At 50.9% G+C, this 15163-nt stretch carries 15 protein-coding genes; 9 read left to right on the top strand and 6 right to left on the bottom strand.

Going from position 1 to position 15163, the window contains the following annotated elements; all coding sequences use genetic code 11:
* Nucleotides 1-56: 56 nt before the first annotated feature.
* Both RSX24_RS03920 and RSX24_RS03915 read right to left on the bottom strand, forming a co-directional pair.
* Nucleotides 57-1106 (bottom strand): HD-GYP domain-containing protein, encoded by a 1050-nt coding sequence (locus RSX24_RS03920; protein ID WP_236421166.1) that lies wholly within the window; start codon nucleotides 1104-1106, stop codon nucleotides 57-59.
* 116 nt (nucleotides 1107-1222) lie between these two features.
* Nucleotides 1223-1978 (bottom strand): molybdenum cofactor biosynthesis protein MoaE, encoded by a 756-nt coding sequence (locus tag RSX24_RS03915; RefSeq protein ID WP_339277162.1) that lies wholly within the window; start codon nucleotides 1976-1978, stop codon nucleotides 1223-1225.
* A 119-nt stretch (nucleotides 1979-2097) separates the two neighbouring features.
* Here RSX24_RS03915 and RSX24_RS03910 point away from each other — a divergent pair, with 119 nt between their 5' ends.
* From RSX24_RS03910 to RSX24_RS03880, 7 genes are all read left to right on the top strand, one after another.
* Nucleotides 2098-3528 (top strand): bifunctional metallophosphatase/5'-nucleotidase, encoded by a 1431-nt coding sequence (locus tag RSX24_RS03910; RefSeq protein ID WP_343260060.1) that lies wholly within the window; start codon nucleotides 2098-2100, stop codon nucleotides 3526-3528.
* Between the two features lie 104 nt (nucleotides 3529-3632).
* Nucleotides 3633-4715, top strand: coding sequence for an HD-GYP domain-containing protein (locus tag RSX24_RS03905; RefSeq protein ID WP_343260059.1), 1083 nt, complete (start codon nucleotides 3633-3635; stop codon nucleotides 4713-4715).
* A gap of 213 nt (nucleotides 4716-4928) precedes the next feature.
* The gene (yfkAB, locus tag RSX24_RS03900; RefSeq protein WP_236421167.1) at nucleotides 4929-6068 is read left to right on the top strand and encodes a radical SAM/CxCxxxxC motif protein YfkAB; all 1140 of its coding nucleotides are present in this window, start codon (nucleotides 4929-4931) and stop codon (nucleotides 6066-6068) included.
* Nucleotides 6069-6116: 48 nt separating this feature from the next.
* Nucleotides 6117-7502 (top strand): hemolysin family protein, encoded by a 1386-nt coding sequence (locus RSX24_RS03895; RefSeq protein WP_343259731.1) that lies wholly within the window; start codon nucleotides 6117-6119, stop codon nucleotides 7500-7502.
* A 274-nt stretch (nucleotides 7503-7776) separates the two neighbouring features.
* Nucleotides 7777-8016 (top strand): spore coat associated protein CotJA, encoded by a 240-nt coding sequence (locus RSX24_RS03890; protein ID WP_290371506.1) that lies wholly within the window; start codon nucleotides 7777-7779, stop codon nucleotides 8014-8016.
* The gene (locus tag RSX24_RS03885) at nucleotides 8006-8281 is read left to right on the top strand and encodes a spore coat protein CotJB (RefSeq protein ID WP_236421169.1); all 276 of its coding nucleotides are present in this window, start codon (nucleotides 8006-8008) and stop codon (nucleotides 8279-8281) included. The genes RSX24_RS03890 and RSX24_RS03885 overlap by 11 nt, the downstream gene beginning before the upstream one ends.
* A 232-nt stretch (nucleotides 8282-8513) precedes the next feature.
* Nucleotides 8514-9083, top strand: coding sequence for a manganese catalase family protein (locus tag RSX24_RS03880; protein ID WP_236421170.1), 570 nt, complete (start codon nucleotides 8514-8516; stop codon nucleotides 9081-9083).
* Between the two features lie 152 nt (nucleotides 9084-9235).
* Here the strand turns inward: RSX24_RS03880 and RSX24_RS03875 are convergent, their stop codons facing one another.
* The 4 genes from RSX24_RS03875 to RSX24_RS03860 all read right to left on the bottom strand — a co-directional run bounded on the left by RSX24_RS03875 (nucleotide 9236) and on the right by RSX24_RS03860 (nucleotide 12829).
* Nucleotides 9236-10228 carry a 3-oxoacyl-[acyl-carrier-protein] synthase III C-terminal domain-containing protein gene (locus RSX24_RS03875; RefSeq protein ID WP_236421171.1) on the bottom strand — a complete coding sequence of 331 codons (993 nt, stop codon included), beginning with the start codon at nucleotides 10226-10228 and terminating at the stop codon, nucleotides 9236-9238.
* A 58-nt stretch (nucleotides 10229-10286) separates the two neighbouring features.
* The gene (locus RSX24_RS03870) at nucleotides 10287-10637 is read right to left on the bottom strand and encodes a hypothetical protein (RefSeq protein WP_236421172.1); all 351 of its coding nucleotides are present in this window, start codon (nucleotides 10635-10637) and stop codon (nucleotides 10287-10289) included.
* A 174-nt stretch (nucleotides 10638-10811) separates the two neighbouring features.
* The gene (locus tag RSX24_RS03865) at nucleotides 10812-11180 is read right to left on the bottom strand and encodes a carboxymuconolactone decarboxylase family protein (protein ID WP_339277166.1); all 369 of its coding nucleotides are present in this window, start codon (nucleotides 11178-11180) and stop codon (nucleotides 10812-10814) included.
* Between the two features lie 11 nt (nucleotides 11181-11191).
* Nucleotides 11192-12829, bottom strand: coding sequence for a thiamine pyrophosphate-binding protein (locus RSX24_RS03860; protein WP_343259730.1), 1638 nt, complete (start codon nucleotides 12827-12829; stop codon nucleotides 11192-11194).
* A gap of 408 nt (nucleotides 12830-13237) precedes the next feature.
* Here RSX24_RS03860 and RSX24_RS03855 point away from each other — a divergent pair, with 408 nt between their 5' ends.
* Entirely contained in the window at nucleotides 13238-14209 is a 972-nt protein-coding gene (locus RSX24_RS03855) for a Gfo/Idh/MocA family protein (RefSeq protein WP_343259729.1), read from the top strand.
* Between the two features lie 140 nt (nucleotides 14210-14349).
* On the top strand, nucleotides 14350-15039 hold the full coding sequence (locus RSX24_RS03850) for an HAD hydrolase-like protein (protein ID WP_236421176.1): 690 nt from the start codon (nucleotides 14350-14352) through the stop codon (nucleotides 15037-15039).
* Nucleotides 15040-15163 lie beyond the last annotated feature (124 nt).

Genomic DNA, 15163 nt, shown 5'->3' with positions numbered 1-15163 from the left:
AAAGGGAGGCCTGTGGTCAGGCTTCCCTTTATAGCGTTTTGCTGGACGGTCATCGATTAATTCGTATAAATTTCAACAATGGCAATATCCCTTTCCTTGGCCAAATCGATAAAAGCGGAGGAAGTTTGAACCAGTGGCCGGAAGTAATCGGCAGGATTATTCATGACGATCAGGCCGTTTTCCCCTGTAGAGAGCAGGACGCGCTTGCCGATAAAATTCGGAAGCATATGCTTGATTAATTCCTGTGTGGCTTCCCCATTCAGTTGTCCGAAACTGAGGCTGTACAGCTCGCACAGAACTGAAATCAGTTCCTGTTTAGTCTGATATACCCTGTTTGTGGTCATCGCGCTGTATACGTCTGCCACAGCCGTGATGCGGGAGTACGGATGAATTTCATCCCCCTTCAGGCCCAAAGGATATCCGCTGCCATCCTCGCGTTCATGATGCTGCAGCGCTACGGTAGCAAGAATTTCGCTTTGCGTGGATTTCTTGATAATCTCATATCCATAAGAGGTATGTTTCTTCATCTCTTCGAATTCTTCGTAAGTCAGCTTGCCTGGTTTATGTAGAATTTCAGCAGGGATTTTTGATTTCCCGATGTCATGCAGGTAGCCTGCCTTGGCTACGGTGAGGCATTCATCCGGATCGTATCCCATCCAGCAGGCGATGTAGAATGATAGCATACCTACTTGCAGCGAATGGTTATATGTGTATTCATTGTCTCCATCCAGCATCAGGAGAAGGGAAACAACGTCTTTTTGTTTTTCCAGTTGGGTGGTGAGGGGAACGACGATCTCATTCACCTGCTCATCGTCAATGAACCCTTTCTCCAGCGCTTGTTTGAATAACACTTCAGTACCTTTGATCGTATCGTCAAACAGAGTTTGTAACCGACGGGTTTGATCGGAAGGCAAGGTTTGTGCATCAGAGTGTTCGTTGGATGCTGTGTGCTCTACATCTGCATAATCGATTCCATGTTGCAGCAATTTGAAAATATCGTCTTCGCTGAGTGTGGAACCTTTCATCAGCATGTGGAGACCTGTACTGTTGTATACATCGCTTTTTAACAGATCGCCAGGTTTAAGATCAGTAACATGCACTCTCACGTATAAACCACCTTTTCCTCGACTTATATCGACACATATAGTAATAATAACAAGAAAAAAATGGGTTGACAACGACTTATTTACTGATCCATGTGAGCTTTCAAGAGATGGAAAGACTAATTATCAAGGTTTTTGGTAGGGTCCCATGGACCTAGTTGGTGCCCTTTCCATTCAGCACCATCTTCCCATATTTCTTTTTTCCAGATCGGTACGGCCTGCTTCAGCCTTTCGATCGCATAACGGCTGGCATCATAACAATCGCTGCGGTGCGGAGAGGACACCGCAATGACAACGCTAATCTCCTCGACATCCACTTTACCTATGCGATGGCTGATCGCACACTGCACGCCAGGCCAGCGTTCGGAAATTTCCGCTCCGATGGCCGCCATTTGAGATAAGGCCATCGGAACATATGCTTCGTATTCCAGATGAACCGTTCGTTGTTCTCCCGTCATTTCACGCGTCGTGCCAACGAAAGTCAGCGTTGCTCCATGGTTTGCGGTGATCACCAGTCTGGTCGTGGCCTCGACGGATAAAGGGGAGGAAGTGATCATGTACATGCCATCCGGCGTCCGGTGCTCGGCGGCGGTGATGGCGGGCTGGTCAGGCGATGCATCGGAGCCGTCTCCTCCGGATACAGGCGGAATCAATGCAAGCTCATCCTGAGCCTGGATTGCTGCACTCGCCGGGGCATACTGCTGATTGACGGCCAGAAAAGCGGAGCGGATTTGCGCAGCCGCCTCAGGATAGGCGAGGGCAAGGCTTTCTTTTAACGAGGCAGCCGTGGGCTGTTCCCCGGGATAGTCATGTTCAAGGACAGACGTGCCGATTCGTTCGGCAATGCCTGCAAATAACTGAATTTTCAATTTCATGCTGGAGTTCACCTCTTTTTGATCTCTAAACCCTTTCAATATATCATAACGACGCCGAAAATGTTATGCTTATCTATTAGAGGAATATACGCATGTCAAGACCTATAATTGGCGGAAGGATGAGCCTGATGGAAAATGAGCGATTAACGATACTTCATACCAACGACATTCACAGTCATTTTGATTCCATGAGTTCCATCGCCGCTATGATTGAACGGGAACGGCGCGAAGCCGGAGCCTTTTTGGTTTTGGATATAGGGGACCACATGGATCGCATGGCGGTGGAAACGGAAGGAACACTGGGGTCGGCGAACGTCGACGTGATCAATCTGACGGGATATGACGCCATTACGATTGGCAACAACGAAGGTTTGACTTTTACGCCGGAGCAGCTGGCCAAGTCCTATTCGGGTTTGCAGTGTCCGGTCGTATGCGGAAACGTTCTGGATCAACGGACGGGCCTCCCTCCTGCCTGGATGAAGCCCTCCCTGATCGTGGATAAAGGCGGTTTCAGAATCGGCCTATTAGGTGCTACGGCGCCGTTTACGTCCTTTTACGAATTGCTTGGCTGGGATGTGCTGGACCCGGTGGAAACGCTTCGTAAACAGGCCGAGGCGATTCGTCCCGAGGTGGATGTCGTCATCGTGCTGTCCCATTTGGGACTGTCCACGGACCGCAGGCTGGCCGAGCAGACGGATAGCATCGATCTCATTTTGGGCGGACATACCCATCACGTGTTGGAGGAGCCTTTGATCATTGGCGGGACGGCGCTCGGAGCTGGTGGGAAATTCGGTCAGTGGCTGGGTAAAATGGTGCTCGAACGCAAAGCGGAATCGAGAAGGCCGGTTTTGGTGCACGGCGGCTGCGTTCCGGTCGACAGATCGCTGCTGGAGGAAAAGGTGGTGCTCGCGATCGAAACGGACCAGATGGCTGCCAATGAAGCGCTTCGGCAGACCGCGGTTATTAGCGACAGGACGCTAGCCATCGATTACGTGCACGAATCCCCCTTTGCCAATCTGCTGGCCCAAGCCGTGCGCCGCTTTACCGGCGCGCGGGTTTCGGTAGTCAACGCGGGCCAACTGCTGGGTGATTTGCCTTCAGGCGACATTACGAAAGGAATGTTGCATTCCCTATGTCCATCTCCGATCAATGCTTGTACAATAGTGTTAAAAGGCCGTCATCTCCGGGAGGCTTTGGAGCAGTGTCTGCTGCCTGAGTACACGGACAAGCCGATTATCGGATTCGGGTTCCGCGGGAATATTCTTGGCACGTTATGCGTGGACGGATTAGAGATCACTTTTGACCCTGATGGTGGTCCATATGAACGGATCCGTTCGATCTCCCTGGACGGGGAACCGCTTGGCGGCGAAGAGGAAATCGTGATAGGGACCTTGGACATGTTTACGTTTAATGTAGGGTATCCCTCCCTCGCCCAAGGAACAGAGACGAGGTACCGTCTTCCCGAATTCATACGCGATTTGATTGAAACGGAACTGAAAAGACCAGGGGCGCTGGACGAATGTTTGCGAACCCGCTGGCAACATATTTAACGAGACTTGCCTTCTGCTATAACGGCGGCTGTTGGCAATTACATCTACGGAGCGGGAGAGGATAGGCTGTGCGTCTGGTACATATAAACCTATTGCAGCCTGGCATGAAGCTGGGAAAACGAATATTTAGTGAAGAAGGTTTGGTCTTGCTTAGTGAGGGGGTCGAATTAACCAGTCGCTTGATTGCACGCCTCAAAGAGTTGGGGATCGGCTATGTATATATCAAGGACGCGGCCACGGACGACATTATCGTTCCCGACATGCTGCACGAAGACACGAGGCGCAGGGCCCTGGTGGAGATCAGAAAGCAGTTCCAGAACATGTCGACGGTCAAAACAAAGAGCCGGATGCCGCATTTCGGCAAAGCGTTCAGCGGTTTGATGGATTCAATTCTGGACGATATCGGCGGCCAGAAGGAAGCGATGATCATGCTGATGGACATGAACACGAGCGATTTTGATCTATACAATCATTCTCTCAATGTATGTGTCTATACCCTGGTACTGGGTGTGGCTTCGGGGTATACAAGGCATCAGCTGACGGAGATCGGGCTTGGCGCACTGCTGCACGATATCGGAAAAACCCAGGTTCCGGCAGAAATTCTGCATAAGCCTGCCAGATTGAGTGATGAGGAGTTCAAAATCGTTCAGCAGCACACTACATATGGACACCGCATTCTGAAAGATGAACCCGGAATCCCGCTTCTGGCCGCCCATTGCGCACTGCAGCATCATGAACGGATTGATGGCAGCGGTTATCCTTTCGGTTTGAAAGGAAACGAGATTCATGAGTATGCCAAATGGCTGGCACTCGCCGATTCTTATGATGCGATGACAAGCAACCGGGTGTACCAGCAGGCCTTGCTGCCCCATCAGGCCGTTGAAGTGTTATACACGGGTTCGGGAACGCTCTACGAACAATGGATGCTGGCAAAATTTCGCGATTGCGTGGCCATTTACCCGATCGGTATATCCGTTATGCTCAGTACGGGCGAAGTCGGGGTAGTGTCCGCGATTCATCCGCGCATCCCGCAGCGCCCGCGGATCAGGGTGTTGAAAGATGCCGATGGGCAGATGCTGGCTCAGCCGTATGAGATCGATCTTACTACAGCGCTGTCGGTAATGATTACCGGTGTAGAAGGAGCGGAAAAGATCCCGCCCCAACTGGACTGCAATGAATTTTCCTAATTGCTCACATATGCGATTCGGAGACGCTCAGATGCAATATCCAGGGCAGGCATGCCTGGAATTGCCGGGCGTTTTTGTCATGTAATGGACAGAGGCCTTCATCCCGAAGCCCGCAAAATTGTGCTATGATTAAAGGTAATTCCCATAAGATACAGATGGGATATGATATGAATCGAACTTTTTAGGTTAAGAAAAGGAATAAGGTGAAGAACAATGACCATGCTAAACTCAGGAGCGCCAGAATCAATCTTGCCGTTATCGCCTGCAAATGATCCGTGGGACCCGATCGTCTCACTTCGTAAATATGGCCGTCATGTACTGACCAGCGTAGAAATGACCGTAACCCATCTTTGCAATATGCGCTGCGAACACTGCGCGGTAGGAGATATGCTGACGATGCGCGAAGCGCCGTCCATGCCCATCTCCCTTATGCTGAAACGGCTGGATGAAGTCGAACACCTGCAAACGATCAGCTTGACGGGCGGAGAGCCCAGCTTCAGCCAGAAGACGGTGGACGAGATGATCATTCCTTTGCTGAAGTATGCGAAGGAACGCGGCATCCGTTCCCAGATCAATTCCAATTTGACGCTGGACATCGGCCGATACGAGAAATTGCTTCCTTACTTGGATGTCATGCATATTTCATTCAATTATTTGAATGCAGACGATTTTCATCAGGTCGGTTTTGCCAACAGCAACAGACCGGTTAAACGCGAGGTTGCTGTGAAAATGTACGAGAAAATGATTGAAAACTCGCGCAAGCTGAGTGAGGCAGGCATGTTCATTTCCGCCGAATCGATGATTAATTTCCGCACGCATGAGAAACTGGAAGGCATTCATCAACTGATTCGCGAAATGGGCTGCGTCCGCCATGAAGTGCATCCGATGTACAATTCCAATTTCGCGTCTTCGTTGCCGGTCCTTTCTCTGGAACATATGAGAGCAGCCATTCACCGATTGCTGGATGTGCGTGACAAGGATATGTGGATGCTGTTTGGCACATTGCCGTTTTTTGCTTGCAGTGCATCGGAGGAGGATCGTAAGTTGATCAGCCGCCTGCGCAGCGAGCCCAATGTGACGGTCCGCAATGACCCTGACGGGAGGAATCGCGTCAATGTCAACATGTTTACAGGGAACGTATACGTCACCGACTTCGCAGACATTCCCGCCTTCGGCAATGTGCAGGACCGGAAGCTGGACGACATCTTCCATGAATGGTCTGCGGAACATCCGCTAAACCAAACCGTCAACTGTTTCTGTGATGAGGCTTCCTGCTGCGGACCGAATCTGCTTGTGGCAGACATGTATTATAAAGGGATCGATTTCAAATCCCGAAAAGCCATTCTGCGTTAGGAATCCAGGTTTAATTCCTGCAAATAGATCATAAAGGGGAGCTTCGACTTGGATATTCATACGGAATTTCATTTCGGACAGCTGCTGTTTAATCTGTTTTGCGTGTTCATGCTCGTTTTTTTGAACGGCGTGTTCGTGGCAGCTGAATTTTCGCTCGTCAAGGTGAGGCAGACCCGGCTGACACAACTTCTGACCGAGGGGCATCGGCTTGCAGGCTACGCGCTCAAAGTCAACAGCAAGCTGGACGCGTATTTGTCTGCAACGCAATTCGGCATCACGCTGACATCCCTCGGGCTTGGATGGCTCGGTGAGCCGGCCATTTCCGAGCTGCTCGTACAACCGTTGATGAGCAAGCTCGGCATCACGGATACCGCATTGATCTCGACGGTTTCCGTCATCGTCGGCTTTTGTATCATTACTTTTTTGCACATCGTTCTCGGAGAGCTTGCGCCCAAGTCGCTGGCGATTCAAAAAACGGACGGCATCGCGATGCTGTTGTCGGCGCCTTTGCTCATATTCTATAAGGTGTTTTTCCCGTTCATTTGGGTATTGAATGCGTCGGCCAACGCATTGCTGCGCTTGGTCGGCATAGAACCGGCGAGCGAAAGCGAGGTCCATTCCGAAGACGAGCTTCGAATTCTGATGAAACAGAGTGCCAAGAGCGGCGTGATCGACAAGGATGAGATCAAATTGATGGACAACATTTTTGATTTCTCGGACATGCTCGCCCGCGAGGTCATGCTGCCGCGAACGGACATGCACTGTCTTTACGCGAATTTGCCGCTTGAAGATAACCTGAAAATCATTAACGAAACGAAGCATTCCCGCTATCCGGTTGCCTTGGAAGACAAGGACCAAATCATCGGATTCATCCATATCACGGACCTGCTATTGGCCGAACCTGAACGGCAGCAGGATTTGGCTTCGCTCGTCAGACCGATCCTGAATGTGCCCGAATCGATGGAAATCAGCCATGTATTACGTTTGATGCAGAGTAAGCACTCCCAGATGACGCTTGTTGTTGACGAGTACGGAGGCACGGCTGGACTATTGACTGCGGAGGAGATTTTGGAGGAAATTGTCGGCGAACTGTATGACGAGTTCGAGGATGAACGTCCGGATGTGGAGCGCAAGGACGGTATCTTTTCCGTGGACGGCCGCTGCCTGATTGAAGAAGTGAACGAGTGGACAGGTTCGGCGATCGAAGATGATGAAGTGGACACGATCGGGGGCTGGCTGTTCAAAGAGCTTGAAGGGAGCCCGTCTAAAGGAAAGGCCAAGAAACTGGACGATTACGTATTTGAAGTGGAAGAGTCTACGCGTCTGCGCATTACGAGAGTGAGGATATATAAGGATCTGCAATCCGAAGGACAGCTTGCGGATCAAGGTTTGGCGGGGCAAAGGCCGTCGCCACCGGGAGATTCCTTGAATTGAAGGGTGCAACGTTACACGGGCTCTACTTGCTTTCGGCATACCTTATGAACATATTTGGACCTTTGGCTGTTGCGCATGGAGGCAACAAGCCAAAGGTCTTTTTTTACTTTTACGCATCCAGGCGACAGGACAAAATTCCGGTATCTCCAAATCTCAACCCTTAATAAAATTCGGATTAACTTGGTCCGTAACGACATAAGGTTATAGTGACGCAACGGATTCGGCATATAGCGTTGTGCCTAAGAATCGTGTTTATTAAGGGAGGCGAGTTTCTTTGATTGATCCTCAGATTCGCGCATACAGGCCGTTTATTGGACCGTTTGACCCATGCAAACCGATGGAGATTCGAACCTATCTTGTCCCGCCCCAGCTGTTTATTCCGTTTCAGCCCATGGGGTGGCCCCAGTTCAGCCCGTCCGAGGCATTGAGAGCAGGTACGTTGTGGCCTGCGCTGTACAGTCCGTACACGTCGAAAAAGTTTGTGGAAAGCGAGGTGAAGGGGGATGGATGCTGACAAACCGAAGGCTGGCGACCTGAAATATTATGAGTTGCTTGAAGAGCTTCAGGCCTTGGATTTTGTGCTGGTAGAGCTGACGCTCTATTTGGATACGCATCCCGGGGATTATCAAAGCATCGAGCAATTCAACAAGTTTGCGCAGGAGCGGATGCGGGTTGCCCATGAATTCCAGCAGTTGTACGGCCCGCTTCAGAACTTCGGCAATTCATTTTCCAAATACCCCTGGGAATGGTCCCAGTCTCCCTGGCCTTGGCAGGTATAATCGATGCCCGGATCGGCTGCTGCATCGTGTGGGCTGTTTTGCGGACCATGAAAAAAGGCACTTCAACGATTTTCTTCCATCGGTTGAGGTGCCTTCGCATCGCCAAGTTGAGTTGCTGCTTCTAGCCATTTGCCATACGACATACACATGTTCTGAAGAAATGAAAACGTAGCGGCCCTGAAGCGGAACGGGAGCAAGGAACCACTTTGAACGGTAAAAGGAGGCGTATTGCATGTTTATCTATGAAAAAAAGCTGCAGTATCCCGTGCGGGTAAGCAAATGCGATCCCCATATGGCAAAGCTGCTCATGGAGCAATATGGCGGGGCGGATGGAGAGCTGGCTGCAGCGCTCCGATACATGAACCAACGGTATACGATTCCGGATAAAGTCATTGGTCTGCTTAACGATATCGCGACAGAGGAATTCGCGCATCTGGAAATGATTGCCACGATGGTTTACAAGCTCACCAAGGATGTTACCGTCGAAGAGCTGGAGAAAGCCGGGCTGGACGCGCATTATGTCAATCACGACCGGGCGCTGTTCTACAGCAATGCCGCCGGCGTGCCGTTCACCGCAACCTATATCCAGGCAAAAGGTGATCCCATTGCCGACCTCTACGAGGATATCGCAGCAGAAGAGAAAGCGCGGGCTACATATCAATGGCTGATCGACATGACGGATGACGTGGATTTGCAGGACAGCCTCAAGTTTTTGCGGGAGCGGGAAATCGTGCATTCATTGAGGTTCCGCGAGGCCGTGGAAATGTTGAAGGATGACCGGGAAACGAAAAAAATATTTTAGCGTCTGCGGCCGAATGCCGTTTGCGATTCCCTTCATGGCAAAAATGACTCATATGCACAACATAAAGCCCTCCATGGATCATATAGGAGGGCTTTCTCGTGATATGCTGGCCGTGCGGCCGTGTCGGCCGAATGGGCCAATGCCAATCCTTTTCAGTATTCCACCACCATGGCAACATTTTGCCACCCTGCGCCGACCGTCCAGAACAGAACCTTGTCGCCGCGCTGGATCTGGCCTGACGTAATGGCCCGATGAAAGGCGATAAATGGACTGCTGGTCGAGGTGTATCCGAACTCATCGCCGATATATACGGCAACATCATCGGAGATTCCGATATTTTTGGAAACGGCGCGGATGTTAGCGATGGAAAGCTGCGAGAAGCAGGCCGCTTTGATCTCGTCTACGCCGATTTCATTGCGTGACAGCATGGTAAGAATGGATTCGGAAGCGGCATCCACGCAGATGGAGTCGTCGAACGGAATGAACTTGACATGAAGCGCGCCTGCATCCACTCCTGTTTGGCCAAGCTTGGCCAAGCCTTCTGCCGGAAACAGGGAGTTGTTGTACACGCAAGTATCCGTCTGATAGATGGAATCGATAAAACCGACAGCATGCTCGTCACGTTCGACGATGACGGCTGCCGCGGCTTCCCCGAAGTTGGCGAAATAGACCGGATCATCCGGGCTTGCATGAGGAGCGACATAATCGGAGCCGATGATCAGTGCCCGTCGTATGCGCGGGTTGCCCAGCATCTGGCGGCTCACCTGTTCAAAGGCCGCGGTCATTCCGGCACAGTTGGCATTGCTGTCGATGCAGATGGTATGGGAAGCTCCGTTGATGAGGCGATGAATCATCAAGGAATTCGTAGGGAAAATGTACTCCGGCGTTTGACTTGCGTAAGCGATAAGATCGATATCGGCGCCGGACAGCCCGGTTTTCTCCAGCACGTTGCTGGCGGCTTCAAAAGCCATGCTGAGCGAGTTTTCATCCTCGTTGTCGATTTTGTAACGCTGATCGCGACCCAGTGCTTTTAACAATCCGCGAATATCCACACCCCTTGCATCAAAATGATCAATGTAAAACGCATTGCCCACCTTGTTTGCTGGATGATAGATATCGATGTCTACGATACGAATTCCGGCCATGTTAATCTCCTCCCGCGGATGGATGACACCAGATGGTTCCGCCTGATTTATTGGGTGTTTAAGAAGTAACGGTCGATATGATTTCTAGATTGTCCAGACCAACGGTGCGTCCGAGACGGGATAGCTGCATTTTCAGAATGGCATTGTTTTCGAGCGTCAGAATAACCTTTTTGAAGCCGTCCTTTTTAAACATGGCCAAGCAGCCTTCCAGAAGGGGGACAATTTCCGGTGCAGTGACGTTCAGCTTTTTGCAATCGATGTGCAATTCGTATTCCGCCGGAGTGAGCTTTGCAACCGTGTCCTGATATGCCGAGATCGAGCGCAGCCCGTCCTCTTCGGAGAAAGAACCCTCCAATTCAATGTTTAACAGCTTTTTGGATACATCGGGTTTCAGAATAAAACTTCCCATAATCGTTCTCTCCTTCAAAATGAGTTAAGCTACCCTGCAGACAAAATGACTGGTCGTAACAATACGTTGAGTACCCATATCATAGGTCAGGATAATTTAACCATATTATAAAGGCGGCCATGTTAAAAGATCAATAATAAAGTCGAATCGTGTATATAAATGTAGAAAAGTGAATCATTGGATTTCCTCCAGCGTAGCCAACAAAACATTAAATGCGCTGATAATGCGCGGAGCTCCTACGCATGGCGCAAGATGCAGCAGTACGCCTTTAAGCTCGTCCACCGTCACGCCAACCTGAAGGGCCATCGCATAATGGACCCCCAGCTGTTCGTATTGTCCTTGCGTAATGAGCGAAGAGATGATGGCGACTTCCTTCCATTGCTCGCTGATTGTGGTCCGTTGAAAAATGTCGCCGTAAGCTGTACCCATAATAAATTCGGAAAGCTCGGGAAAATGCTCTTTAATGGGAGCAAGCGCTTTGGCTCCATAATTTCCGGACAGCTTGGCGAAGCGCTCCAACCCTTGATTCACCTGTTCGTTCATGCTTTGTCCTCCTAGTCCAAATTCAGCGTGCGGTGAGCCGTAGGCGGAATCTCATCGCGATCCGTCAGAAGCTCAATGACAGCGACCTGCTGCAGACGCTGGGCAGATTGCAAGGCGGTAGCGAACTCCGCTTGGGTCTCGGCCCGATATGCCGCCGCACCCAGCGATTCGGCAAACTTGGCTGCATCCATGGGGACTTCGTACAACGTGCCATCGATTCGCCCGGTCGTTTTTTGCATGCCTTTTAAAGCCATGTCCAGTTGTTTATTGTTCACGACGATGAAAATGACGGGAAGCTGGTTGCAGACCGCGGTATGAATTTCGGTACCCAGCATCATGAAGCAGCCATCCCCTGTAATGCAGACGATCGTTTCCTGGCGCGCGGCCGCTTTTGCGCCAATGGCCATGCCGATGGCATTGCCCATGCAGGCAAAATAAGCATCAAAGACAAAGCTTCCCGGTTTCTTCACTTTATAACGTTGAACCGCATGGAAACCGTGACTTCCGTCGTCAACAAACAGCATATGATCATAGGGGAGAAGGTCGCTCATATTCTCCAATATGGAAGCAAGGGACAGCCCGGTCAGTTCCGGCAAAGGCAATGTGTAGTCAGGGGGAAGCGGTTGTTCTTTTGGTTTCGGAATCGGGTGTCCGGATATCGTGCCCAGCAAAAACTGCAGACTGTCTTTCAGATCACCGGTGATATGTAAGGTATGCGAGTCGAGGATTTTACCGATGAATGTCGGATCCGTATCGAATTGAATCAGATGAGCAGGGTGGTTTTCGCGCTTGAGATTGCATATCGTCATGTCGCTCAAGCGTGAACCAAGCACGATGAACAGATCGCTCCGGTTCAGCATTTCGTCAGCATGGGGAACGCCGCCAACGCCGCATGGGCCGTGGTAGAGCGGGTGGTCCCAGGCGATTGCGCCTTTTCCGCCAGGCGAGGTCACGACAGGGATGTTGAACGTTTCGGCGAAATGCACCAGTTCATCGTGTGCCCTTGCCCGGTTAACGCCTTTTCCGGCAATGATCAGCGGCCGCTCGGATTGCTGCAGCAGCGGAAGTACGCGATTCAGATTGGATACGCTGAGCAATGGTTCGTGTTCCGGCAGGACAATGCGGCAGTCGTTCAAGCGTTCGGTCTGTACATCGAATGGAAGACATAAGTGGACAGGCCCTTTATTAGGACCAAGTGCAATGGATAGGGCATGGTTCAGCAGCGTGCCGAAATGGTCGCCGCGTTCCACAAGCTTGCTGAAGAGCGTTGCAGGTCGGAACATCTCTGCCAGGTCGGCGAGATAGGACGAGGAATCTTGGCATTGGGGGATTCCTAATTCCTGTATAGATTGGTGGCCGGTAATGAACAGCACAGGCAGGTTATTTGCCTTGGCATGTGCAGCAGCTGTAAGCAGGTTGGTGCCGCCAGGTCCCGAAGTGGCAAAGGCAACGCCGAGTTTGCCTGTCTGAAGGGCGTAACCGGCAGCTGCGAAACCCGAGCTGGATTCGTGTCTGCCGGGGATCATTTCAAGTCCGTAATCCACCATTTTCAGAGCAGCCGGGCATATGGATTTTCCGATAATTCCAAAAAAGTGGGTAACGCCCAAATCATAAAGAGTTTTCGCCAAAATATCTGCTACGGTTGTCATGTGAAACACCTCGCTTCGCAAATAGGTTGATAGACCCAAAGGGTGTGTTCTGTGTTCAAATGATCGTCGTGATGAAGATATGAAAGGAAAAATCCTTTGTTAATAGGAAGAGTAGCTTTTTTTGTGGTTTTTTGTCAACTTGTTTTGTGGGTAAATTTTCCTGAATCTAAAGTTGTAAACGGTTTATGCCTTATGGCTGCTGGAAAAAATAAATAGTCGCATAAGCCTGTCTTTCTATTTTAAGAAATTATAATTAATAGTTTTTATGTAAAATAAAATCGAAAAATATCATAATATGGTTGTTTGGCGGAGCATGCTTCGCATGTTCGCATTGCTGTGTTCATTTATGCAATAAAGCCATGTTTCCTACATTTCTGGTATACTGGAGTCTGATTGGAGTGAAGTGGGATGACAACAATTAGAATGGCGATGATCGGCTTGGGCAAAATGGGAAATCACATGCTTGAGCAGGCTGGTCGAAATGACCTTGGCGCTTCGATCGAAATCGTGGCTGCATGCGATACGGACGAGGCGGGGCTGCGTGCTTTTGCGGATTCCTACCCGGGAGCGAGTATATATACGAATTATAAGGCACTATTGGACGAATGCCAGATCGATCTGTTGTACGTTGCGGTTCCGCCCAAGGTTCATTACCAGGTCGTTATGGAAGCGCTGCAGCGCAAAATCCCGGTATTCTGCGAGAAGCCTCTGGCGAACAGCGCCCAGGAGGCGGCTGAAATGTTAGCCGCAGCGGAAAGCGCTGGGGTGATGCACGCCGTGCATTTCTCCATGCCCCACGAGCCGGCCGTCCTGAAACTGCAGCAGCTGTTGGACCAGAGAACGATTGGGTCAATCCGCAAAATCGAACTGATTCTGCAATTTCCGCAATGGCCGCGGAGCTGGCAGCAGAATGAGTGGATTACGGGGCGCGAGCAGGGCGGCTTTATTCTGGAAGTCGGCATTCATTGGATCCACGTCATCCAGAACGTGTTTGGCAGCATCACCGTCCTTCGAAGCGAAGTGGATTATCCCGAAGATGCCCTTGGATGTGAGCGAGAGGTGCATGCGGATATGCGACTGGATGACGGGACACGGGTTGAGCTGAAAGGCATCTCCCATTTTTCGGGCGAGGAGCGTGTCTCCATGATCGTATATGGAGCGGAAGGGACGCTGGCTTTGGAAAACTGGGAGGAGTTGATGGGCGGGGCCATTGGCGAACCGCTTATGCCCATCGAGACCCCGGAATCCATGAGCGAGCTGCCTGTGCTGAAGCATGTGATTGCGCGCCTTCAAGGCAAGCCCGGCAGAATCTATGATTTCAACGACGGTTACCGGGCCCAGCTTGTGCTGGAAGCGCTGCGTAGTCCGAAGCTTTCCTGATTCCCGGCCAATGTTGCAGGGTACGGCGATTCGTCGATGGTTTGCAAAACAGCTCAAGTTTACATTGGTGAACCTTTAAGTATATCATGGGGAAAAACGGAAAAATCCGATCAATATTTCAAGCCGAAAGGAATTCTGATATGACGAAAGAAACGACATTGCGCAAACCGGAAGCGATGATTTTTGACATGGATGGAACTCTGTTTCAGACGGAAACATTGTTGATGCCCGCGTATCACCGTCTGTTCGATACGCTTAGAGCCGAAGGACATTTTGAAGGAGAAACGCCGCCGGAGGAGCGAATGCTCGGCAGTCTAGGCATGCTGCTGGAGGATATCTGGAAGGTCGTCATGCCGGACGCTTCCGAGGCAGCCCATCGCCGCGCGGACGAACTGCTGCTTCAGTTGGAGATTGAAGGGCTCGATGGGGGCGATTCTCGACTATATCCGCAGGTCAAAGAGACGCTGGAAGCGCTGAAGGAACAGGGCGTGCGCCTGTTCGTGGCGAGCAACGGGCTGGAGGATTACGTGAAAGGCGTAGCTTTTGCCCACGAAATCATGCCGCTGTTTGAAGGTGTGTATAGCGCAGGCCAATACAAGACGCCATCCAAGGTCGATCTTGTGCAAATCTTGCTCAAGAAGCACCACATTCAGGATGCCTGGATGGTCGGAGACCGTTCCTCGGACGTCGAGGCGGGCAAGATGAACGGACAGACCGTCATCGGCTGCGCCTATGCCGGGTTCGGCCGCGATGAGGAGCTGGCCGGATCGGATGTGTTGATCTCCGACTTTACGGAATTGCTGGGCTTGTATCGGAATGCTGCAGAATAACTACGTCATGCACGATTGCTGTATGTTCAGCTTGACCATTGAATCGCGATCATCGCTGTATTGCGATTCGCTCCATTAGACGGCAGACGCGCTTATGGATCGTTGAGGCTGCTTTACTCCAAAA

Origin of the sequence: Paenibacillus hubeiensis, assembly GCF_032334105.1 — a bacterium.
Lineage (GTDB): Bacteria > Bacillota > Bacilli > Paenibacillales > Paenibacillaceae > Paenibacillus > Paenibacillus hubeiensis.
Note: the sequence above shows the minus strand (reverse complement) of the source record. Positions and strands in the feature narration are given on the sequence as shown.

Excerpts from the sequence above, each read along its gene's own strand:
- RSX24_RS03880 (WP_236421170.1), top strand. The coding sequence starts at position 8,514 with ATGTTTATCTATGAAAAAAAGCTGCAGTATCCCGTGCGGGTAAGCAAA.
- RSX24_RS03885 (WP_236421169.1), top strand. The coding sequence starts at position 8,006 with ATGGATGCTGACAAACCGAAGGCTGGCGACCTGAAATATTATGAGTTG.
- RSX24_RS03905 (WP_343260059.1), top strand. The coding sequence starts at position 3,633 with ATGAAGCTGGGAAAACGAATATTTAGTGAAGAAGGTTTGGTCTTGCTT.
- yfkAB (WP_236421167.1), top strand. The coding sequence starts at position 4,929 with ATGACCATGCTAAACTCAGGAGCGCCAGAATCAATCTTGCCGTTATCG.
- RSX24_RS03860 (WP_343259730.1), bottom strand. The coding sequence starts at position 12,829 with ATGACAACCGTAGCAGATATTTTGGCGAAAACTCTTTATGATTTGGGC.
- RSX24_RS03915 (WP_339277162.1), bottom strand. The coding sequence starts at position 1,978 with ATGAAATTGAAAATTCAGTTATTTGCAGGCATTGCCGAACGAATCGGC.
- RSX24_RS03865 (WP_339277166.1), bottom strand. The coding sequence starts at position 11,180 with ATGAACGAACAGGTGAATCAAGGGTTGGAGCGCTTCGCCAAGCTGTCC.
- RSX24_RS03850 (WP_236421176.1), top strand. The coding sequence starts at position 14,350 with ATGACGAAAGAAACGACATTGCGCAAACCGGAAGCGATGATTTTTGAC.
- RSX24_RS03870 (WP_236421172.1), bottom strand. The coding sequence starts at position 10,637 with ATGGGAAGTTTTATTCTGAAACCCGATGTATCCAAAAAGCTGTTAAAC.
- RSX24_RS03875 (WP_236421171.1), bottom strand. The coding sequence starts at position 10,228 with ATGGCCGGAATTCGTATCGTAGACATCGATATCTATCATCCAGCAAAC.
- RSX24_RS03910 (WP_343260060.1), top strand. The coding sequence starts at position 2,098 with ATGAGCCTGATGGAAAATGAGCGATTAACGATACTTCATACCAACGAC.
- RSX24_RS03855 (WP_343259729.1), top strand. The coding sequence starts at position 13,238 with ATGACAACAATTAGAATGGCGATGATCGGCTTGGGCAAAATGGGAAAT.